The 22,010-nt window shown below is 64.3% G+C and carries 19 protein-coding genes and 1 pseudogene; 14 read left to right on the top strand and 6 right to left on the bottom strand.

The genetic code is table 11. From position 1 onward, the window contains the following. Positions 1-89: 89 nt before the first annotated feature. Complete coding sequence (locus tag JN302_RS03605; protein ID WP_244846181.1) at positions 90-1,952, bottom strand: CHASE3 domain-containing protein; 1,863 nt, start codon at positions 1,950-1,952, stop codon at positions 90-92. A gap of 149 nt (positions 1,953-2,101) precedes the next feature. Between JN302_RS03605 and JN302_RS03600 the strand changes: the two genes are divergently transcribed. The 8 genes from JN302_RS03600 (at position 2,102) to JN302_RS03565 (ending at position 8,664) form a co-directional block, all read left to right on the top strand. After that, positions 2,102-2,710: a nucleoside triphosphate hydrolase gene (locus JN302_RS03600; RefSeq protein WP_202310129.1), complete on the top strand. Its 609-nt coding sequence runs from the start codon at positions 2,102-2,104 to the stop codon at positions 2,708-2,710. Between the two features lie 282 nt (positions 2,711-2,992). Next, positions 2,993-3,715: a GntR family transcriptional regulator gene (locus JN302_RS03595; RefSeq protein WP_202310128.1), complete on the top strand. Its 723-nt coding sequence runs from the start codon at positions 2,993-2,995 to the stop codon at positions 3,713-3,715. Then, positions 3,712-4,551, top strand: coding sequence for a pyrroline-5-carboxylate reductase (gene proC / locus JN302_RS03590; RefSeq protein WP_202331784.1), 840 nt, complete (start codon positions 3,712-3,714; stop codon positions 4,549-4,551). Before JN302_RS03595 ends, proC begins: the two co-directional genes overlap by 4 nt. A gap of 50 nt (positions 4,552-4,601) precedes the next feature. Beyond that, positions 4,602-5,435 (top strand): transporter substrate-binding domain-containing protein, encoded by an 834-nt coding sequence (locus JN302_RS03585; RefSeq protein WP_202310126.1) that lies wholly within the window; start codon positions 4,602-4,604, stop codon positions 5,433-5,435. Between the two features lie 174 nt (positions 5,436-5,609). Beyond that, positions 5,610-6,224, top strand: a complete 615-nt coding sequence (locus tag JN302_RS03580) for an amino acid ABC transporter permease (RefSeq protein WP_244742882.1) — start codon at positions 5,610-5,612, stop codon at positions 6,222-6,224. Positions 6,225-6,235: 11 nt separating this feature from the next. Further along, on the top strand, positions 6,236-6,901 hold the full coding sequence (locus JN302_RS03575; RefSeq protein ID WP_202310124.1) for an amino acid ABC transporter permease: 666 nt from the start codon (positions 6,236-6,238) through the stop codon (positions 6,899-6,901). Positions 6,902-6,924: 23 nt separating this feature from the next. After that, on the top strand, positions 6,925-7,701 hold the full coding sequence (locus JN302_RS03570) for an amino acid ABC transporter ATP-binding protein (protein ID WP_202331783.1): 777 nt from the start codon (positions 6,925-6,927) through the stop codon (positions 7,699-7,701). A 42-nt stretch (positions 7,702-7,743) separates the two neighbouring features. Further along, a complete protein-coding gene (locus JN302_RS03565; RefSeq protein ID WP_202331782.1) occupies positions 7,744-8,664 on the top strand; it encodes an aminotransferase class IV in 921 nt (306 codons plus the stop codon). 74 nt (positions 8,665-8,738) lie between these two features. Here JN302_RS03565 and JN302_RS38900 read toward each other — a convergent pair whose 3' ends face one another. Then, positions 8,739-9,041 (bottom strand): NAD(P)H-dependent oxidoreductase, encoded by a 303-nt coding sequence (locus JN302_RS38900; protein WP_244846180.1) that lies wholly within the window; start codon positions 9,039-9,041, stop codon positions 8,739-8,741. Between the two features lie 52 nt (positions 9,042-9,093). Beyond that, positions 9,094-9,150: pseudogene (locus JN302_RS39540) on the bottom strand (hypothetical protein); the annotation flags it as partial. Positions 9,151-9,244: 94 nt separating this feature from the next. Between JN302_RS39540 and JN302_RS03555 the strand changes: the two are divergent. Next, complete coding sequence (locus JN302_RS03555) at positions 9,245-9,940, top strand: DUF2270 domain-containing protein (RefSeq protein ID WP_202331781.1); 696 nt, start codon at positions 9,245-9,247, stop codon at positions 9,938-9,940. 104 nt (positions 9,941-10,044) lie between these two features. Here the strand turns inward: JN302_RS03555 and JN302_RS03550 are convergent, their stop codons facing one another. Both JN302_RS03550 and JN302_RS03545 read right to left on the bottom strand, forming a co-directional pair. Beyond that, complete coding sequence (locus JN302_RS03550; protein ID WP_202331780.1) at positions 10,045-11,730, bottom strand: hydantoinase B/oxoprolinase family protein; 1,686 nt, start codon at positions 11,728-11,730, stop codon at positions 10,045-10,047. A gap of 255 nt (positions 11,731-11,985) precedes the next feature. Then, complete coding sequence (locus JN302_RS03545) at positions 11,986-14,058, bottom strand: hydantoinase/oxoprolinase family protein (protein WP_202331779.1); 2,073 nt, start codon at positions 14,056-14,058, stop codon at positions 11,986-11,988. A 212-nt stretch (positions 14,059-14,270) separates the two neighbouring features. Between JN302_RS03545 and JN302_RS03540 the strand changes: the two genes are divergently transcribed. The 5 genes from JN302_RS03540 to JN302_RS03520 all read left to right on the top strand — a co-directional run bounded on the left by JN302_RS03540 (position 14,271) and on the right by JN302_RS03520 (position 20,826). Then, positions 14,271-15,101: a ferredoxin--NADP reductase gene (locus tag JN302_RS03540; RefSeq protein WP_202331777.1), complete on the top strand. Its 831-nt coding sequence runs from the start codon at positions 14,271-14,273 to the stop codon at positions 15,099-15,101. Between the two features lie 219 nt (positions 15,102-15,320). Then, positions 15,321-16,367, top strand: a complete 1,047-nt coding sequence (deoC, locus tag JN302_RS03535; protein WP_202310117.1) for a deoxyribose-phosphate aldolase — start codon at positions 15,321-15,323, stop codon at positions 16,365-16,367. A gap of 295 nt (positions 16,368-16,662) precedes the next feature. Beyond that, positions 16,663-19,038, top strand: a complete 2,376-nt coding sequence (locus tag JN302_RS03530; RefSeq protein WP_202331775.1) for an aldehyde dehydrogenase family protein — start codon at positions 16,663-16,665, stop codon at positions 19,036-19,038. 184 nt (positions 19,039-19,222) lie between these two features. Continuing rightward, positions 19,223-19,957, top strand: a complete 735-nt coding sequence (locus JN302_RS03525; protein ID WP_202331773.1) for an SDR family oxidoreductase — start codon at positions 19,223-19,225, stop codon at positions 19,955-19,957. Between the two features lie 23 nt (positions 19,958-19,980). Further along, positions 19,981-20,826, top strand: coding sequence for a fumarylacetoacetate hydrolase family protein (locus tag JN302_RS03520; protein ID WP_202331771.1), 846 nt, complete (start codon positions 19,981-19,983; stop codon positions 20,824-20,826). A 182-nt stretch (positions 20,827-21,008) separates the two neighbouring features. Here the strand turns inward: JN302_RS03520 and JN302_RS03515 are convergent, their stop codons facing one another. Continuing rightward, on the bottom strand, positions 21,009-22,007 hold the full coding sequence (locus tag JN302_RS03515) for an ABC transporter ATP-binding protein (protein ID WP_202331769.1): 999 nt from the start codon (positions 22,005-22,007) through the stop codon (positions 21,009-21,011). Positions 22,008-22,010 lie beyond the last annotated feature (3 nt).

The raw sequence follows: 22,010 nt of genomic DNA, 5'->3' as shown, positions 1-22,010 counted from the left end.
GGCGGCCGGGCTTGTGCTGATTTACCCTATCCGCCCGAAAGCCGGTACCGCTTTCGGAGACGGAAGAGGTTACATCCATATGGAACGCTTCAGCCGTCGAGCACCTCGCGGATCTTCCTCGCGAGCTGCTCGATGCTGAACGGCTTGGCGATGAAGTTGACGCCATGGTCGAGCAGCCCGTTGTGAGAGACGGCATTGCGGGCGAAACCCGTCGTAAACAGGGTCTTGAGTCCGGGATGAGCGGCAAGGGCCTGGTCGGCCAGCTTGCGGCCGCTCACGCCGGGCATGACGATGTCGGTGAACAGCAGCGAGACCGCCGGATGCGTCTCCAGCTTGCGCAGCGCCTCGGCCGCGCTTCCCGCCTGGATCACGCGGTAGCCGAGCTCGCGCAGCGCCTCCACCGTCACGGTACGCACGCGCTCATCGTCCTCCACGACCAGGATCGTCTCGCTCGGCTTGCGAGCGGGTTCGGCTTTCTCGTCCTTGGGTTCCGCCTCTTCGTTGTCGCCGAAGTGTCGCGGCAGGTAGATCTTGACCGTGGTGCCCTGGCCGGGCTCCGAATAGATCGCGACATGGCCGCGCGACTGCTTGACGAACCCGAATATCTGGCTCAGTCCGAGGCCCGTTCCCTTGCCGGCCGTCTTGGTTGTGAAGAACGGATCGAAGGCCTTGGCCACGATGTCGGGCGGCATGCCGCTGCCCGTGTCCGTGACAGCAACCAGCACATATTGGCCTGCCGGCACTTCGGAATGATGCGAGGCATAAAGCTGGTCGAGAAATATGTTTGCCGTCTCGATGGTGAGCTTGCCGCCATCGGGCATGGCGTCGCGCGCATTGACGGCGAGGTTGAGCAAGGCGTTCTCCAGCTGGCTGGCGTCGACATGCGTTTTCCACAGGCCGCCTGCGAGCACGGTCTCGATCAGGATGCTTTCGCCGAGCGCCCTTCGCAGCAGGTCCGACATACCGGCGACGAGGCGGTTGGCGTCGATCGTCCGAGGCGCAAGCGGCTGCTGGCGCGAAAAGGCGAGCAGCCGCGCGGTCAGATTGGCCGCGCGGTCTGCCCCGTCGACGGCGGCATCCAGAAACTTGCCGATATCGGTGTCGCCTCGCGCCAGCTTGCGCTGGATAAGGTTCAGAGCACTGACGATGATGGCCAGCATGTTGTTGAAGTCGTGGGCGATGCCGCCGGTCAGCTGGCCGACCGCCTCGATCTTCTGCATCTGGCGGACCCGCGCCTCCGCCTCCTCCCGCGTGGCGATCTCGTCCGACAGCAGCTTGTTGGCCGCCGTCAATTCGGCATGAGCGGTGACGATCTCGCGGATGCGCCGGCGCGACTGGACCACGCTGAACACGCCGAGGCCAAGCACGGCGAATACCGCGGCGATCGAAGCGTAGCGCAGCCAGTCGGCGATGCGCCCGGCGTCGGCGATGCGCGCCTGCAGCAGGGCATTCTCGTCCTGCCGCATCTCGGCGATCACGACCCGTATCTCGTCCATCAGCACCTTGCCGCGATTGCTGCGCACAAGCGCCAGGGCGCCTGCGGCGTCGCTCGCATTGTAGCGCTCGATCGTCTCGGCGAGTTCGGCCAGCCTGTCGTGAACGGCGTCCGACAGCATCGCTGCCTGGGAAGCGCGTTTGGGGTCGCGGGCCGCGAGTTGCCGGATCGCCTCGATCTCGGCCGGCAGTTCCTGGACCGCACGGGTATAGGGCAGGAGATAGGCGCCCTCGTTGGTGAGCAGGAAGCCCCGTTGGGCGGACTCCGCGTCCTGGATCAGCGACAAGGTCTGCACGATGCGCCGCTCGAATTCGAAGGCCTGGCGCACCGCCGCATTGTCATGCCGCTGGCGCTGGATCAGCAGCCCTTGCGCAGCGATGATGGCGGCAAGGATGATGAAGCCGGCCATCAGCGGAAGCAACTGCACCCGCAATATGCCCTTGATGCGCTCTAACATGCGACGGGACCACCTCAGTCACGACGGAAAACATAGTCATATGGATGCCGACCGGAAGGCAAGGACGTTGACGGGGTCGATTTCCGTGGTCTGCCGTCCGGACTTGCCTTATTAAACCCGGAGGCCGACCGTGCTTGCGAGGAGCCCGCATGTCAGAGATCGCCCATGTCGCTGCGACGCTTTTCCGGAAGGCGGCCGGTTCGAAGCGGTTCATTGTTGCGATCGCCGGCCCGCCCGGCGCCGGCAAGTCGACGGTCTCCGAGCAGCTTGCGGCACTCCTGCCCGAGAACACGGCCATGGTCGTGCCGATGGACGGCTTCCACTACGACAATTTGGTCCTGGAGCAGCTCGGGCTCAGCCATCGCAAGGGCGCGCCCGAGACCTTCGACCTCTCCGGATTCGAGGCCCTTTTGAAGCGCATCCGCGGCGGCGAGCCCGACATCGCCATACCCATCTTCGACCGCAGCGCGGAATTGTCGCGGGCGGCCGCGGCGCTGATCGGGCGCGACAGGAAGTTCATCCTGGTCGAAGGCAACTATCTGCTGCTCGACGAGCCGCCCTGGAACGGCCTCGCCCCGCTCTTCGACTTCACCATCTTCCTCGACGTGCCGCGCGAAGAACTTGAACAGCGGCTGCTGCAGCGCTGGCGGGATCACGGCCGCTCCGACAAGGACGGGAGCGACTGGGTCGCCTCCAACGACATGCCCAATGTCGACCGCGTGCTGGGCAGCAGAAGGGCGCCCGATCTCGTGCTTTGACAGCCGGCTACAGGGTGTGGCGTGGAGAAGGGTTCACGCGACACACCGCAGATGTTGGTTTGATTTGGCGCATGTCCTTTTCCCGATACCGCTGCACTCTCTTGCGTGGGCATGCTCTGGCCCGCGATCTCGGTATCGGCAAAACACCGTCGTAGGCATTGAGCATCGTAACAGGGCAGGCGTTTAACACGCGCTTTGCCGCCGCAGACATTTAACCGGTTGACGATCCCGATCAATGGTGATTGATTGTTGACAATCGATTACCGACAAAAGGGAAGTGTCGTGAGCGAACCTGCTCGGGGTTTTATCCGCATCCCGAAAGCGACCTTTCGCGCGCATATCGTCGATGGGCTTCGCAGCGCCATCCTGAGGGGTGAAATCCAGCCCGGTGCTCAAGTCACGGAGTCGAGCCTTGCAGAGCAATTCGGCGTCAGCCGCGGACCTTTGAGAGAGGCCATGCGTCAGCTCATCGACGAGGGCTTGCTTGTCACCATCCCTTATACGGGGACGCATGTGGTCGAACTGTCAGTCGAGGACATTCGCGAAATCTATTCGATGCGCGTGAATCTGGAAATTTTTGCTTTCGAGATTGTCTGGGACCGGCGCGACCGGTCCTTTCGCGAAGGTCTCCAGGCCCGTCACGCCGCGCTGACACGCTGCATCGATTTCGAGGACGATGTGGCAAGCATCGACGCCGAGCTTCAGCTCCACGGCTTCGTCTACGAGGCTTCCGGGCACAAGATTCTCCTCAAGACCTGGGAAAGCATCCGAGGGCGGCTGCAGCTCTATTGGGCGGCGCATCACCGGGCGCATGGTATTCGCGGGCCCCGGCGCGAGGGGCACGACAGCTATGTCGAAAATGCGCTCGGCGACGACCTCGAAGCCATGCGTGCCGAAATCAGAAAGCATATGGCGCGTGGCGGCCAGCAAACCGAAGATTTTCTGCTCGGATTGGCATCGAAAGCTCCGGAACAATCACATCTTCGCATCGGAGCGTCGGAATGACGGCTATTGGTCATCCCGCACTTTCCATTCTGATGATCGGGTGCGGCAACATGGGGGCGGCGATTGCGAACGGCGCGGTCGCGCATATGCCGGCGATCGATATCACCGCCGTCGATCCCGACGTCGAAAGGGCCCGGCAACTTCTTTCCTCGCAGGCTCCGGTCGAGGTGCTCGCGGATTTCGAGGGGCTGAACGATCGGAATTTCGATGTTTGTATCCTGTCGGTCAAACCCCAGCATGCCGAGGCCGCACTTCAAGCGGCACGGACAAATCTCCCCGATGCGCTGGTCATCTCGATTGCGGCCGGGATTCCGCTTGCGAGATTGCGAGCCGCCACCCCCGGCCTCCGTCGCTTTGTGCGAGTGATGCCCAATCTGCCGGCCTTGGCGGCGTCTGCCATGAGTGTTGGCTTTGCCGACCAGGACGCTGTTTCCGAAAGGGATCGGCAAGTTGTGGAAGACGTGTTCGGCGCGGTCGGGACGTTCTGCTGGCTGGCGAGCGAAAACGAGATCGATCTTGCGACAGACGTGACGGGAAGCGGGCCTGGCTACGTATTCGCTTTCACGGAATACCTTCAGCGCGCCGCCGAGCAGATGGGTTTTCCCGGCGACGTGGCACAGCAGTTTGCGCGTCAGACCGTTATCGGCGCCGCGCGTCTCCTCGAGCAGGATCCGCGCACTGCTCGTGATCTGAAAGTTGCTGTGACAAGCCCGGGCGGGACCACCGCCGCGGGGCTTGCAGTTCTGGAAACTCCTGGAGCGCTCCCCACGCTCCTTGTCGAGACAACGGCCGCTGCTGCCGGCAGGGCCGCCCAACTCGCAAACGTCCCACAATAAGAGCCGAAAAGGCCGTCAACCCGGCTACGAACCTCAGAGGAATAGACCCTATGAAAACGACGCGTAGAGCTTTTATTGCCATTTCCGCTGCTGGGCTCGCCTGCATGACTATGCCCGCGCTCGCCCAGGAGGGCTCCACGCTTGATCGTATCAAGCAAGACAAACAGCTTCGGATCGGCGTCACCTCGGCAGAACCGTGGTTCTTCAAGGACCCAATGACGGAAAAGTGGACCGGCGTTGGCGTTGCGATGGGCGAAAAGCTTGCGGCAGACCTCGGCGCCACCCTCGTTCCGGTGGAGACGACCTGGGCCAATGCCGTCGCAGCCCTGCAGGCCAATCAGATCGACCTGATGTTCGTCCTCGATCCCACGGAAGAGCGAAAGAAGGCAATCGATTTCCCGGAGGCACCACTGTTCTACTATGCCATGGGCGCCTTGGTCGCGGCAGATTCTGAGATAAGAAAGTGGGAAGACGTCGACAAGGCGGGCACCCGCATCGGCGTCACGCTCGGCACCTCGCTCGACAAGAACATCACTGCGATGGTGAAGAACGCCGAAATCAGCCGTTTCTCCAACAACGACGAGGCGATCGCGGCGTTCGCGTCCAGACGAGTCGATGTCGTGGTGCAGTTTCACCCGGCATTGGTTGTTCAGTATTCCCGCCTCAAGCTTGGCAAGGTGATCCTGCCTTCCCCCGTCAATCCAGTGCCGACCAGTGCCGGCTTGCGCAAGGAAACCAACCCTGCCTTCCGCGATTGGGTGAGCGAACATTTCGCCACGCTCTATAAGGACGGCGTTCCGGATCAGATTTTCGGGGCCTACCTCAAGTCGAAGAATATCGATCCGACCGGCATTCCGGGGCTCGTCAAAGAGGCTTGGAAGTAAATTCCTTGCCCGCAGGAGGGCGCTTCGCGCGTCCTCCTGCGCACTTCACATCTCTGACGCAAGGATGGTCGCCGGCAAAACCAGCGCGATTACGGCTTTGCATGCGCAAAGGGCTCGCTTCGCATGAACTATCAGTGGGATTTTTCCGGTGTCTGGTCCAGGTGGGACATACTGTTGGTCGGTCTCGTCAACACCATAAAAATTGCCGGCATTTCGATTTTTCTTGGCGTCATCGTTGGTTTGGTCCTGGCTTTCCTCAAGCTTTCGCTGAAAAAATACCTTTCGGTCCCGGCGACTGCCTTTGTCGAGTTCTACAGGAATACACCTCCGATCATTCACTTCTTTTGGTTCTACTACGCGTTGCCAGTACTTGTCAATGTCAGCCTCGACCCGTTCGTAGCGGCGGTCATGGCTCTCTCCACCCAGTCGGGTGCGTTCTATGCGGAAGTCTTCCGTGGCGGGATCGTCTCGATCGAGAAAGGGCAATGGGAAGGCGCGCGGTCGCTCGGAATGCGGCACTCGCAGATGATGCGGCGTATCATCCTGCCTCAAGCAATGACCCGAATGTTCGCCCCCTTCGTAGAGCGCTCTTTCGAGCTGACGAAGACAACCGCGCTTGCATCGACACTCGCCTATGCCGACCTTCTCTATCAGGCAATGCTCGTCAACAGCGAGACCTTCCGGCCTCTCGAAGTCTATACGACGATCGCCGTGATGTACGTCATCCTGCTTGTTGCAGCCAGCACGCTTGCTCGCGTCGCCGAAGCACGCCTGACGGCCTATCGCTGAGGAGCACGAGAATGGACTATCAATTTGATTTCGGACTCGTCCTCCAAAGCATGCCGGTCCTTTTTCGTGGGCTGCTCGTAACTGTTGAATTGTGGGTGCCGAGCATCCTGATTGGACTGACGGCGGGGTTCTTCCTTTCGCTCGCAAGGCTGTCGAAGAGTCCGGCCCTGCATGTGCCGAGCTTGTTGTACATTGAGCTTTTCCGCGACACACCCGTTCTGATCCAGCTCATCTGGTTCTTCTACGCCTTCCCTATCGTCATCGGGGTTCAGCTCTCGCCGTTCACTGCCGCATTGCTTGGGCTGGCGCTCAACACATCGGCCTATTCAGCAGAGATATTCAGGGGCGGCATCCAGTCCATCGCCCAAGGCCAGTGGGAGGGTGCGCGCGCGCTCGGTATGCGTCAGTCGAAGATCTTGCGACGCATCATTCTGCCGCAGGTGTTCAAGCGGATGCTGCCGGCCTTCACGAACCGAGCCATCGAGGTCGCAAAGATGTCCTCGCTCGCTTCGGTCCTCTCCGTGCATGAACTGATGTATCAGGGGCGCCTTCTCAGTTCGACCTACTACCGCCCGCTCGAAATCCTGACGGCGGTCGCCGTCATCTATTTCGTCCTTATTTATCCCGGTACTTGGCTGTCCGCGCGCCTTGAAAAGCGCCTTGCGGCGAAGGCTTAGTGCCGGCCCAGGGAGATACTGCAATGAATGAGCCCGTTCTTGGTGTCTCGAACCTGCACAAGTGGTTTGGAGATCTACATGTCCTCAAGGGGATCGACTTTTCCGTTGGGGCAGGAGAGCGCGTTGCCATAATCGGTGGCAGTGGCTCCGGCAAAAGCACCTTCCTTCGCTGCCTGAACTTCATGGAAATGCCGACCCGCGGCACCATCGCTCTGGACGGAAAGGAAATCGGCAAGCGGCAAGGTAAGGACGGTGCGCGCCGTTATCCCGAAGCCGAACTCTGCACAGTCCGCGAGCGCGTCGGCATGGTGTTCCAGCAGTTTAACCTTTTCCCGCACATGACCGTTCTGGAAAATGCCATGGAAGGCCTCGTGACCGTCAAGGGCATGAAACGTGAGGCCGCCCGTGACAGGGCCGTAAAGGAACTGGAAAAGGTCGGCCTCGGCGACAAGCTGGACGCCTATCCCGGCCGCCTGTCCGGTGGCCAACAGCAGCGCGTCGCAATCGCGCGATCGCTGGCGATGGAGCCGGAGATCCTGCTGTTCGACGAGCCCACCTCGTCGCTCGACCCGGAACTTGTCGGGGAAGTACTGCGCGTCATCCGGCAACTGGCGGAAGAAGGTCGGACGATGCTGCTGGTTACGCACGAACTTGGATTTGCATACCACTTTGCGACGAAGGTCATCTTTCTGGCGGATGGGGTCTTTCACGAAGTCGGCACCCCCGATGAGGTTCTAAAGCATCCGAAGCAGGAACGCACCCGCGCATTCCTCAATCGCTTCACCGAATTTTCCTTCTGAGCTCGCTAAACCAAAAGATTTGAATACTGAGGAAACATCAAAATGAACGCAGTCGCTGCCAGCAATACGAGCTCGCAAGGATATGTCCCAGACAGCCGAAATGACGATGTACTGATCTATGTGAACGGAGAGTTCTTCAAACGGGATGAAGCGAAAGTCTCTGTCTTCGATGCTGGTTTCGTGCTTGGCGACGGGGTGTGGGAAGGCGTCCGCCTCGTCGGTGGCAAGATCATCGCCCTCGATGAGCACCTGGACCGGCTCTACGAGGGAGCGAATTCGATTCAGCTCGATATCGGCATGAACCGCGAGGAACTGACGGCGGCGCTGCGGCACACCTTCGAGAAGAACGCCATGACTGATGGGGCGCATGCCCGCGTGATGGTCACGCGCGGGAAGAAGAAGACACCGAACCAGGACCCGCGTTTCGCGTTGGGCCAAGCCACCATCGTCATCGTAGCGGAATTCAAGATTCCGAAGCCGGAGTCCAAGACGAACGGCCTCTCGCTCCTGACCTCCACGATACGGTGCAGCACGCCCGATGTCTTCGATCTCCGTCTGAATTCCCATAGTCGGCTGAACTTCATCCACGCCCTCATTCAGGCAATCAACGCCGGCGCTGACGAAGCGCTGATGCTGGATCCTCACGGCTTTGTTGCCAGCTGCAATTCGACGAACTTCTTCATCGTTCGCGGAGAAGAACTCTGGACGTCGACCGGGCGGTTCAACTTCAATGGCATTACGCGCAAGAAGGTGATCAAGCTCTACGCGGATGCTGGTTATGTCGTACGCCAGCAGGATTTCACTTTGGCGGAGGTCTATGGGGCCTCCGAAGCCTTCGTCACAGGCACGCTTGGCGGGATCACGCCGGTTACGCGGATCGATGGGCGCAGGGTGGGCAACGGACAACCAGGGCCGGTGACCCGGCGGATCGCCGATCTCTATGCGGCATATATCGCGAGTTGAGAGCAGGAGCCGTTTGAATGGTCGCGCTCGGCCGTTCCGGAGGCGGGTTGCGGCGGACAGGTTTTGCTCCCCGGTCACGCGGCCGTCGCCGAAGGGGCGGCGGCCTGCCAGTCGCGCAAGGTTTCGGCGTAGAGCCGGGCGGTATCGGCCAGTTCGGCGTCGGACGACTTGCCGGCGCGGTAGACCAGGAAGGGTTCGGCCCAGCGCAGCCGGCAACGATGAGCCGCGGCGCGCAACGGACTGAGCAACTCGGCCAAGGGAAAAAGGTTCTGCCCGGCCGGCGAATAGGCCTCCGGCACATTGCTGGCGGTGGCGGCGATCAGGATTGGCCGGCCTTCGAGGCGGCTGCCTTCGGTCTCGTGGAGGACGTAGTACATGCGTCAGGACGACATCCATCCATGCCTTCAGAAGCGGCGGCGTCGAGTACCACTGCACGGGAAACTGCAGCACGATCCGGTCGGCCGAGAGCAGCCTTTCGGCCTCCATGGCACTGCCGTCATTCGACTTGGCAACGCATTGCCGGACGATGTCCGTGCGCCAGATATTGGAGTAGTCCCAGTCCGACCGGGCCCTTTGGAACATGAAGCCGGCAGTCGTCGAAGACCTTCCCGCGCGAGCGCTCTCGTCCTCCGAGTTCGCCACCACCATGTCGCATTTCCACCGTGCGGAGATCGGCCGCATGGCGGGCTGGCGCGACCGGCTCGACAGGACGACCAACTGGGCGATCACGGTGGTGGCGGCGATGTTATCGGTGTCGCTGTCGACGCCGAACGCCCATCACGGCGTGCTGCTCTTCGCCATGCTGCTCATCCTGCTTCTGTTGTGGATCGAGGCGAGGCGTTATCGTTTCTTCGACGTCTATCGTTTCCGCGTTCGCCAGTTCGAGCGCCATTATTTTGCCCAGATCGTCGCTCCGCAGCCGAATTTCGCATCGGATTGGCAGTTGATCCTGGGCGAAAGCCTGCGCGCCCCGCAGTTCCTGATCTCCCATCGGGCCGCATTCGCGCGCCGGTTGCGGCGGAACTACATCTACATGTTCCTGATCCTGCTTCTCGCCTGGGTGGTCAAGCTCTCGACGCCGAGCCTCCAGGCCGAGACGGCCGAAACCGGCTTCGCGCAATCGCTACGCGGCGCCATCTCGGCCGCGGCGCTCGGACCTCTGCCGGGCTGGCTGGTCGTCGGGATGGTGGCCTTCTTCTTCGCCGGGCTGTTCGGTGTCGCCTTCCTGACCCAGGCTCACGATGGCGAGTTCGCCTACGGCGACGCGCATGTGTGAAAGCGCGACTGAGTGGCCCACGCCCGGCGGCGGCTGACTTCGCGTGGATGCGTCGGCATCCCCGCCTGGGTGTGTCGACTACCAGGTAAGCTGGTATGACCGGCTCAGAACGGCCCGAACATCTCCGCCGCCTCGGCAGCCGTGTAGTAGCCCAGCGCCACGTCACGGCGCACCAGCTCGCGGTCGCGAAGATGCGGGTCGCCGTAGCCGCCGCCGCCAGGGGTGCCGACCTTGACCCGGTCGCCGGCCTTGAGCGGGATGTCCTGTTCCTTGGAGAGATGGGGTGGCGTATGCGCCTCGCCGTCGCGGAAAACCGTGACCATGTTGACCGCCCCATCGCCGCCGCCGCAGGCGCCCTGCGGGCCGAAGCGGCCGTGATCCATCACGAAGGAGGCGCGCGCTTCGCCGCGCAGCAGTTCGACCTCGTAGGAAAGGCCGAAGCCGCCGCGGTGCCGGCCGGCGCCGCCGGAGCCCTCGCGCAAAGCATAATGGCGATAGAGCACCGGATAGGCCTGCTCCATCACCTCGACCGGGGGCGATTTCGAGATTCCGATGGTCGAGCAGCCGTTGGAGAGCCCGTCATGCCGGGAATTGCCGCCATAGCCGCCGCCGGAGATCTGGTACATGACGAAGTCGCGGCGACGCGTCGGATCATGTCCGCCGAGCGCGAAATTGCCGCTCGATCCGGCCGGCGCCGCCGTCACTTTGTCGGGCAGGGCCTGCACCATGGCCGCGAACACGGCCTCGGCGATGCGCTGCGAGACTTCGGCGGCGCAGCCCGAGACCGGCCGCGGATAGCGCGCGTCGAGGAAGGTGCCTTCCGGCCGTTTCACGACAAGGGGTTCGAAGGCGCCCGCGCTGATCGGCACGTCGGGAAAGATGTGGCGCATGGCCAGATAGACCGACGACAGGGTCGTGGCGATGACGCTGTTCATCGGCCCGGCGCAGGGCGGGCTCGAACCGGCGAAGTCGAAGACCAGTTGCTCGCCCGTCTTTTCGACGGCGAGCGCGATGGTCAGCGGCTGGTCGACGACGCCGTCGGAATCGACATGGGCCTTCGCGCGATAGACCCCGTCCGCGATACCGCGGATATGGGCCCGCATCTGCGCGGCGGCGCGCCGGCGCAATTCCGCGATCGCCGCGGAAACGGTTTCGTCGCCATAGCGGTCGAGAATGGCCGACAGCCGCTCCTGGCCCACCAGCAGGGCCGCGGCTTGCGCCTTGATGTCGCCGATGCGCTGGTCGGCCACCCGGATGTTGGAGGTGATGATCGCGAAGATCTCCGGGTCCATCACGCCCTTCTTGAACAGCTTCACCGGCGGAAGACGCAAGCCTTCCTGTTCGACCGCCGTCGCCGAGGCGGAGAAGCCGCCGGGCACGGCGCCGCCGATATCGGGCCAATGGCCGGTATTGGAGAGCCAGCAATAGATCGCGCCGTCGCGATAGACGGGCATGACGAAACGCACATCCATCAGATGCGTACCGCCGAGATAGGGGTCGTTGACGATGTAGATGTCGCCTTCTTCGGGCGGCAGGCAGCGGCCCTCCCGGATCATGTCGATGAGCGTCCGCGTGGAATGCTGCATCACCCCGACAAAGACGGGCAGGCCTTGCGCGCCCTGCGCGATCAGCGACCCGTCGACGGCCGAATAGATGCCGTCTGAACGGTCGTTGGCCTCGGCGATCACGGGCGAGAAGGCGGCCCGGGAGAAGGTCAGGTCCATCTCGTCGCAGACCTGCTGCAGCGCGGCCTGGATGACGGAAAGCGTGATGGCGTCGAGTTCGGCCATGCCTATGCCGCCGGGTCCGATGGTTGGTTCCAGCTTCGCGGCAGAGTCCCCCTCACCCGGCCTCCGCTTCGCTCGGCCGACCTCTCCCCGTCGGGGAGAGGGAGTGTTCGACCGCAATGCTCGACTGTAGCTCGGGGAGAACCGAGTGCCATGTTCTCCGATCCCCTCTCCCCCGCGGGGCCCGCGGGGAGAGGTCGGCCGAGCGAAGCGGAGGCCGGGTGAGGGGGCGATATGCGCGCATCTGGAACCACGGCCTCAGCCTTTCCCGATCTCGATGAGGATGTTGCCGTCGGCGTCGGAACTCGCCCGGTCGGACGGTTCGATGACCGTGGTGGCGTCGAGCTGTTCGAGGATCGCCGGGCCGGCGACCGGGGCGTCGAGCGGCAGTTTCTCGCGATCATAGACCGGCGTGTCATGCCAGCCGCCGTCGAACCAGACCGGGCGGCGCCCGCGCAGCGCCCCGACGAGAGTCGTCGCCCGGCCCCCGGGATCGATCAGCGCCGAGAGGTCGACGTCGGGCCGCACGCCTGACACCGACGTGTTGAGATTGACGAGGTTCGCCCTGATCTCCGGCAACGCCACCTTGAAACGAGCGAAGTAGGCCTTCTCAAACAGGTCCTGGAGAACGGCGCGGCTGACGGCGGCCGAAGGCAGCGGCACGTTGAGGATATGGGTCTGGCCGACGAACTGCATGTCGGCCGAATGGGCGTAGCGGATCGTGCTCGGCCGGACCGCCTCCTTGGCGATCAGTGCCGCGCCGTCCGCACGGTGTCGTTCCAGCACGGCCGTGGCTTCCGCCTCGTCGAGGGTAGCGACTGGCCGGTTCAGCGTGTTGACGAAATCGTGCCGCAGATCGGCCACCACGCAGCCTAGCGCGTTGGTGATCCCCGGCCGCGCCGGCACCAGCACCTTCGGCAGGCCGAGCTCGCGGGCGAGCGCCGTTGCGTGCAGCGGCCCGGCGCCGCCAAAGGCGAAGAGCACGAAATCGCGCGGATCGTGGCCGCGCGAGACCGACACCATGCGGATCGCCCCGGCCATCTTCATATTGGCGAGCTGCAAAGCCGCGCCCGCTGCGGCCACGCCGTCGAGGCCGGTGGCGCGGCCGATGCGTTCGGCGAAGATGTCCCGCACCTGGTCGACCCCGACCGGCACGTCGACGGCGAGCAGCCTGGCCGGATCGAGGCGGCCGAGCACGAGATTGGCGTCGGTGATGGTCGGCTCGGTGCCGCCGCGCCCGTAGCAGATCGGCCCGGGCACCGCGCCCGCGCTTTCGGGTCCGATCTGTATCAGGCCCGACGCGTCGACGCGCGCGATCGAGCCGCCGCCGGCGCCGACGGTGTGAACGTCTACCATCGGCACATGGATCGGCATGGCATATTCTATCTCGGTCTCGTTGGAGACGGAGGGCTGCGCGTTGCGGATCAGCGCCACGTCGGTGGACGTCCCGCCCATATCGTAGGTCACGAGATCGCAAAGGCCGGCCCGGCGGCCCGTATAGGCGGCCGCAATCACCCCGGACGCCGGTCCGGACATGACGGTCTTGGCTGCCTCCCGTGCCACGAAGCGGGCGGAGATCATGCCGCCATTGCCGTTCATGATCAGGAAGTCTCTGATATAGCCGCGCGTTTCGAGCTCGCGCCGCAGCCGCTCGACGTAGCGTTCCAGGATCGGCTGGACAGAGGCGTTGACGGCGGCGGTGACGCCCCGCTCGAATTCGCGCGCCTCCGACAGAAGCGCATGGCCGGTCGTGACATAGCTGTTCGGCCAGATCTCCGCGGCGATCTCGGCGGCGCGCCGCTCATGAGCGGGGTTGGCATAGGAATGCAGGAAGTGGATGACGAGCGCCTCGCAACCTTCCGCGAGCAGCCTTTGCACGGCTGCACGCACGCCGGCCTCGTCGAGCGGCGCTCGTATGGCGCCGGAGGCTAGGACCCGTTCGTCGACTTCGAGTCTGAGATTGCGCGGAATGACAGGCACGAAGACGCCGGTCATGCCATAGGGCTGCGGCCGGGTGCGCCGGCCAAGCTCGATGATGTCGCGGAAGCCGCGTGTGGTGATCATGCCCGTCCGGGCCAGCCGGCGTTCCAGGACGGCATTGGTGGTGGTCGTGGTGCCGTGGACGATGAGGTCGATCCGGTCGACAGGCAGTCCTGCCTCGGCCAGCGCCGAGACGACGCCGAAAGCCTGGTTGGCGGGCGTGGTCGGCGTCTTGGCGATCCGCACCTTGCCGCCGTCGCGCCCGTCGATCAGGATCAGGTCGGTAAACGTGCCGCCGACATCGATGCCGGCCACGACACCGCCGTCTCCTGCGCGATCGTTCTCCGCCATGCGCGAAACCCGAAATGCCGAGCCTAAGGATACGTCACTGATTGGAAAGGTGTTTCCTGTCCCGATCTTGACGCGATATTCATTTGTATACTAATAACTTTACCTGACAAGTACTCCCTCGCTTCCAAGCTGTCAGCCAGGCGCGCCGGATGAACGCTTCCGCGTGCTGTGGTCGGCTCGGGCGAAAATTGCCACCGAAAGGTTCGGATTCGATGCAGCCCGCAGCCACCGCCCTGAAGACGACGGACGCCGAGGTCAGGCAGTTCCCGATCCCGGCCAACGCCCATGCCGAGACGGTCGTGTCGGTCAAGCACTACACCGACCGGCTCTTTTCCTTCCGTATCACGCGGCCGCAGTCCTTCCGCTTCCGTTCGGGCGAGTTCGTGATGATCGGCCTGCCCAATGCCGAGAAGCCGGTTTTCCGCGCCTATTCCATTGCCAGCCCGGCCTGGGACGACGAGATCGAGTTCTTCTCGATCAAGGTTCCGGACGGTCCGCTGACCTCGGAGCTGCAGAAGATCCAGCCGGGCGACACCGTTCTGATGCGCCAGAAGGCAACGGGCACGCTTGTTGTCGATGCGCTGACCCCGGGCAAGCGCCTGTTCATGATCTCGACCGGAACCGGCATCGCGCCCTTCGCCAGCCTTGTGCGCGATCCCGACACATATGAGAAGTTCGAAGAGGTCATCCTCACCCATACCTGCCGCGACCATGCCGAGCTGCGTTACGGCGAGGAACTGTTCGACCAGGCCGCCAACGACCCGCTGATCGGCGAGGTCGCCGCTGGGCGCCTGACGCACTACTGCACGACCACCCGCGAGATCTCGCCGCGCATGGGCCGCATCACCAGGCTCATCGAAAACGGCAAGCTCTATGCGGATCTCGGCATTCCGCCGCTCGACCCTGCGACCGACCGCGTCATGATCTGCGGCTCCATGTCGATGCTGAAGGACGTCAAGGAACTGGTCGAGAGCCTCGGCTTCACCGAAGGCTCGCTCAACCATCCGGCCGAGTTCGTCGTCGAACGCGCCTTCGTCGGCTGAATTTTTCGAATCGGCCGGAGCCTGGGGAAACCCGACCCGGCATATCAGCAGTCGAGCTGGTCATTTGCGCGCCCTGATCGGATGGGTTCGTTGCCGGTCGTCCCGGGTCGTTTTTTCTCCATCCAGCTTCCTCGGGACTCGTGAAGCGGCGCCTCGCGGGCTATCCTCCCTTCGCTGCAGCGGTCGACCACGCCGCATGAGCGCAGGAGGAAAGTGCGCATGAGCACCAGGATTCGCGAAGCCGAGATCGGGACGGCGACGGTTACGCCGCTGCCGCTGGTGGCGGCCAATGTGCCCGATGTCTCCAGCCATGGCATCGCCCGCAACCCGGGCATGCCGCTCGACCTCGGTTTCCTTGAGGCGATGCGCTACGTCAACCGCAGCGCGCTGGAGCGGCGCGTCGCCAGCATGACCAAGAGGCGCAGCATCAAGGCCGACAACCAGGCTGCCTGGCTGTTGCGCGCCATCGCGCTGATGGACCTGACAACGCTCAACAGCAACGACACCGACGAGCGCGTGCGCCGGCTCTGCGCCAAGGCTCTCAATCCGCTCCGGCCTGATATCGCCGAGGGGCTGGGGGTCGCGGAGGCGAAGATCCGACCGGCCGCGGTCTGCGTCTATCACCCGTTCGTCGCGACCGCCGTCGACGCCTTGAAGGGCTCCGGCGTCCATGTCGCCGCTGTGTCCACGGCCTTTCCACATGGCCTCGCGCCGCTGTCGACCAGGCTCCAGGAGATCGAGGCCTCGGTGAAGGATGGGGCCGACGAGATCGACGTCGTCATCCCGCGCGGGTTGGTCTATGGGGCCAGATGGCAAGAGCTCTATGACGAGATCGTCGCCATGCGGGCGGCCTGCGGGGAAGCGCATCTCAAGGTGATCCTCGGCACCGGCGACCTGTCGACGCTGCGGAACGTGACGCTGGCCTCCATGGTGGCGATGATGGCGGGCGCCGATTTCATCAAGACCTCGACAGGCAAGGAAAGCGTCAACGCCACGCTGCCCGTAGGCCTCGCCATGGTTCGCGCGATCCGCGCCTATTTCGAGGCGACGGGCTATCTCATCGGCTTCAAGCCGGCCGGCGGCATCTCCACCGCCAAGAGCGCGCTCGACTGGCTGGTGCTGATGAAAGAGGAACTCGGCCGGCCGTGGCTGGAGCCGGAGCTTTTCCGCTTCGGCGCGTCGAGCCTGCTCACCGACATAGAACGCCAGCTGGAACATCACCTCACCGGCCATTACTCGGCCGGTCACCGCCACGCCATGGCGTGACCGCCGACAAGTCTCGGAGCTCTCCTAGCGTGCGTGCCCCCTCACCCGGCCTCCGCTTCGCTCGGCCACCCTCTCCCCAAGGGGAGAGGAGATCGTGGACCGCCACGGCCAGTCGTCATCCTAGTCGGGTGAAGCGTCAACGTCCGAAAACCTCCTCTCCCCTCGGGGAGAGGGTGGCCGAGCGAAGCGGAGGCCGGGTGAGCGGGCGCCACCGCGCGGAAGTTGGCTACGGATTCATTTCAGGACCCTGCAGGTTGCCAAAACGGAATTTCCCCTTTCTCGGGAGACACCCATCATGAACATCCTCGAACGCTACAACGCCATGGACTACGGCCCGGCGCCGGAAGCACGCAACGAGGCCGATGCCTGGCTCGCCGGCAGGGATTTTTCCAGAGCGCTCTTCATCGGCGGCGTCTGGGCGGCGGCCGCCGGCGGCAGGACCTTCGACGTGACAGAGCCGTCATCGGGCAAGCTCCTAGCCAAGGTCGCCGATGCGGGCACTGCCGACATCGACGCGGCGGTTGCCGCCGCAACCAAGGCGCTGCCGAAATGGCAGGCCTCTTCCGGCTTTGCCCGCGCCAAGGTGCTCTACGCCGTCGGCCGCGCCATGCAGCGCCATCAGCGCCTGCTCGCGGTGCTGGAATCGATCGACAACGGCAAGCCGATCCGCGAGAGCCGCGATATCGACGTGCCGCTGGCAATCCGCCACTTCATCCATCACGCGGGCTGGGCGCAGTCGCTCGACCGCGAATTCCCCGGCCACAAGGCGGCGGGCGTGGTCGGCCAGATCATCCCCTGGAACTTCCCGCTGCTGATGCTGGCCTGGAAGATTGCGCCGGCGCTGGCTGCCGGCTGCACCGTGGTGCTGAAGCCGGCCGAGTTCACGCCGCTGACGGCGATCCTCTTTGCCGAGATCTGCGAGCGCGCCGGCGTGCCGAAGGGCGTGGTCAACATCGTCCAGGGCGGCCCTGAGGCGGGCGCGGCGATCGTCAACCATTCCGGCATCGACAAGATCGCCTTCACCGGCTCGTCCGAGGTCGGCAAGATCATCCGCAAGGCGACGGCCGGATCGGGCAAGAAGCTGTCGCTGGAACTCGGCGGCAAGTCGGCCTTCGTCGTGTTCGAGGACGCCGATCTCGACAGCGCCGTGGAAGGGCTGGTCGACGGCATCTGGTTCAATCAGGGCCAGGTCTGCTGCGCCGGCTCGCGCCTACTCGTGCAGGAAGGCGTCGCCGAAGCCTTCCTCGCCAAAGTCAAGACGCGCATGGCGCGCCTGGTTGTCGGCAGCCCGCTCGACAAGAACACCGATATCGGGCCGCTGGTCGACCAGACGCAGCTCGACCGGGTCCGTGGGCTCGTGGCCGAAGGCGCCAGACAGGGTGCAGTGTGCTGGCAGCCCGATGCCCGACTGCCGGAGACGGGCTATTTCCATCTGCCGACGCTGGCGACCGGTGTGTCGCCCGCCAACATCCTCGCCCAGGAGGAGGTGTTCGGCCCGGTGCTCGCCGCCATGACCTTCCGCAACACGGAGGAGGCGGTCGAGCTCGCCAACAACACGCGTTACGGCCTCGCCGCCTCGGTGTGGAGCGAGAACATCAATCTGGCGCTGCATGTCGCGCCGCAGCTCGAGGCCGGCGTCGTCTGGGTCAACGGCACCAACATGTTCGATGCCGCCTGCGGCTTCGGCGGCTATCGCGAGAGCGGCTTCGGCCGAGAAGGCGGGCGCGAAGGGATGTATGAATATCTCGTGTCGAAGCTGCCTTTCGGCGCCGTGATCAAGCCGGCGGCAGCAGACGTGGCCATTGCCGAACGCCCCGAGGCCGAAGCGCCCGCGATCGACCGCACGGCCAAGCTGTTCATCGGCGGCAAGCAGGTCCGTCCCGACGGCAACTATTCGCTGGTGGTGGCGGACCGGAAGGGGCGTTTCGTCGGCGATGTCGGCCTCGGCAACCGCAAGGACATACGCGACGCCGTCACGGCCGCGCGCGCGGCCACCAGGAGCTGGGGCGAGGCGACGGCCTTCAACCGCAGCCAGGTGCTCTATTTCCTCGCCGAGAACCTGTCGATCCGCGCCGAGGAGTTCGCCGGCCGCATCGCCGTGCTCACGGGAGTATCCGCCAAGGCCGCACGGGCGGAGGTCGAGGCTTCGATCGAGCGTCTGTTCGACTATGCCGGCCAGGCCGACAAGTTCGAGGGCCGGGTCCATCAGCCGCCCGCTCGCGCCGTCGCGCTGGCGCTGCACGAGCCGGTCGGCGTCGTCGGCATCGTGGCGGGTGACGACATGCCCCTGCTCGGTCTGGTGTCCCTGGCGGGAGCGGCGCTCGCCATGGGCAACGCGGTCGTCGCAGTGCCGTCTCAGAGATATCCGCTGATCGCCACCGACCTCTACCAGGTCATCGAATATTCCGATTTGCCGGCAGGCGCCATCAACATCGTGACGGGCCGCTCGGCGGAGCTCGCGGGCGTGCTGGCCAAGCACGACGATGTCGACGGCCTGTGGATCGTGGCCGATGCCGAAACCTGCGCGAAGGCGGAGGCCGATTCGACCGGCAATCTGAAGCGGGTCTGGACCACGAACGGCCGCTCGCTCGACTGGAACGCGGTAGAGAGCGACACGCTGCTCCGCCGCGCCATCGAGGTGAAGAACGTCTGGGTACCCTACGGCGATTGAGCGAAGTGGAATGACATCTGCATGCGAGACGCGTCGTTGACGCAGGCGGCGCGGAAATCTACGAATGCGCGGGCATTGGAGCGCCGCGCTTTCTTGGAACGTGCAAGGAACGTTCCAGGATTCGTGTCGATGCGCATTGCTTCGCGAAGATCGATCGTCGGGCCGATGCGGTAGGGGAGAGACTATGTCCGGTTCTTTGGAAGGCAAGACGACCGTCGTGACGGCGGCGGCTCAGGGCATCGGCCGGGCCTCGGCCCTGGCTTTCGCGCGTGCCGGCGCCAAGGTCGTCGCGACCGACGTCAATCTGGTGCTGTTGCGCGAGCTCGACGGCGAATCCGGCATCGTCACGGCCAAGCTCGACGTGCTGAAGGATGCCGACGTCGAGGCCTTCTTCAAGGAGATCGGGCCGGTCGATGTCCTGTTCAACTGCGCCGGCTTCGTTCATGCCGGCACGATCCTCGACATGAAGGACGCCGAACTCGACTTCGCCCTCGATCTCAATGTGCGCTCGATGGTCCGCACCATCCGCGCCGTGCTGCCCGGCATGCTCGAGCGCGGCGGCGGCTCGATCATCAACATGTCGTCGCTGGCCGGTTCCATCAAGGGCGTGCCCAACCGTTTCGCCTATGGCCTGACCAAGGCGGCCGTCGTCGGCCTGACCAAGGCGGTCGCCGCCGATTTCGTCGGCAAGGGCATTCGCTGCAACGCGATCTGCCCCGGCACCGTGGAGAGCCCGTCGCTCGAGGACCGCATGCGTGCCCAGGGCGACTATGACGCCGCGCGCGCCGCCTTCATCGCGCGCCAGCCCATGGGCCGGCTCGGCACCCCTGAGGAAATCGCCGACCTGGCGGTCTATCTCGCCGGCGCCACCTACACGACCGGCCAGACCTACAATATCGACGGCGGCTGGTCGATCTGACCTGACATCACGGAGAAGCTCTCATGAAATTGCTGCGTTATGGCGAGCCGGGCAATGAGCGCCCGGGTCTGATCGATGCCGACGGTGTGATCCGCGATCTTTCGGAGCATGTCCCCGATTTTGCCGGAGCCGCCCTCGAACCGGCAACGCTGGCGAGGCTCGCCGCGCTCGACCCGAAGGCACTGCCCGCCGTCGCCGGCACGCCGCGTCTCGGGCCTTGCGTCTCCGGCACGGGCAAGTTCATCTGCATTGGGCTCAACTATTCCGATCACGCGGCCGAGACCGGCGCGACGGTCCCGCCGGAGCCGATCATCTTCATGAAGGCAACCTCTGCGATCGTCGGCCCCGACGACGACGTGCTCATTCCGCGCGGCTCCGAAAAGACCGACTGGGAAGTCGAGCTCGGAGTCGTCATCGGCAAGACGGCTAAATATGTGAGCGAAGCCGACGCGCTCGACTACGTCGCCGGCTATTGCGTGGTGAACGACGTTTCCGAACGTGCCTTTCAGACCGAGCGCTCGGGCCAGTGGACCAAGGGCAAGTCCTGCGACAGCTTCGGACCGACCGGCCCCTGGCTGGTGACGAAGGACGAGGTTGCCGACCCGCAGGACCTGAAGATGTGGCTGAAGGTCAACGGCGAAACTGTGCAGGACGGCTCGACCAGGACGATGGTCTATGGCGTCGCCTTCCTGGTCTCCTATCTCAGCCGGTTCATGAGCCTGAGACCGGGCGACATCATCTCCACCGGCACCCCGCCCGGCGTCGGTATGGGCATGAAGCCGCCGCGCTACCTGAAGTCGGGCGACGTGATCGAGCTCGGCATCGAAGGGCTGGGCACGCAGAAACAGAAGGTCCGGCCGGACGCCTGACCGGCGCCGCGACGGCTTATTCGTCGACCGCCGACGCTGACCCTCATCTGCCTGCCCGTCCTCCGCAGCTGCTGCGGAGGACGGGCAGGCGGATGAGGGGCCCAGCCCGGCGCAACAGAGGACAGGGTCAGGGATCGCCTGTCCCCGGCCCGACACCATCGACGGCGGGAGCGCCCGCTATCTCACTTCATCGTCCTGCCGTCGGCGTCGAAGCGATAAGTACGCTCCGGATCGGGCGTGACGAACAGCGTCGCGCCGGGTTCGGCATCGTAGACGCCGAAGATGCGCACCGTCAGCAGTCCGGCCTTCTCGCAGTCGAGATAGAGATTGGTGTCGGCGCCGAGATGCTCGGCATGGATCACGGTGCCCTTCCACGCACCTGACGCAGTGTCGACCGTCAGATGTTCAGGGCGCACGCCGATGGTCCTCGCCGTCTCGCCGAGCCGGGCGCCGTCGATGAAGTTCATCTTCGGCGAGCCGATGAAGCCGGCGACGAAGTCGTTGGCCGGGGAATTGTATAGCTCCATCGGCGCGCCGATCTGCTCGATGCGGCCGGCATTCAGCACCACGATCTTGTCGGCCAGCGTCATCGCCTCGACCTGGTCATGGGTGACGTAGATCATCGTCGCCGACAGGCGCCGGTGCAACTGGGCGATCTCCAGGCGCGTATTGACGCGAAGTGCTGCATCGAGGTTGGACAAGGGCTCGTCGAACAGGAAGAGCTTCGGCTCGCGCACCACCGCGCGACCGATCGCGACACGCTGGCGCTGGCCGCCGGAAAGCTCGGCCGGCCGCCGTTCCAGATAGGGCTCGAGCGACAGCATGGCCGACGCCGCCTTGATGCGCGTGTCGATCTCCGCCGCCGGCGCGCCCGCCTGCTTCAGGCCGAGGCCCATATTGTTCCTGACCGTCAGATGCGGATAGAGCGCATAGGTCTGGAAGACCATGGCGATGCCGCGCCTGGCCGGCGGCGTAGCGTTCACCGCCTGGCCGTCGATGCGCACATGGCCCGCGGTCGCGTCCTCGAGCCCGGCGATGATCCTGAGCAGGGTCGATTTTCCGCAGCCAGACGGCCCGACGAAAACGACAAACTCGCCGTCGGTGACGTCGAGGTCGATGCCTTTCAGCACGTCGACCTGGCCGAAGGACTTCTTCACATTCTCGAGCTTGAGTGAACCCACAAC

Source organism: Mesorhizobium sp. L-8-3 (assembly GCF_016756615.1).
In the GTDB taxonomy this organism is placed as follows: domain Bacteria; phylum Pseudomonadota; class Alphaproteobacteria; order Rhizobiales; family Rhizobiaceae.
Note: the sequence above shows the minus strand (reverse complement) of the source record. Positions and strands in the feature narration are given on the sequence as shown.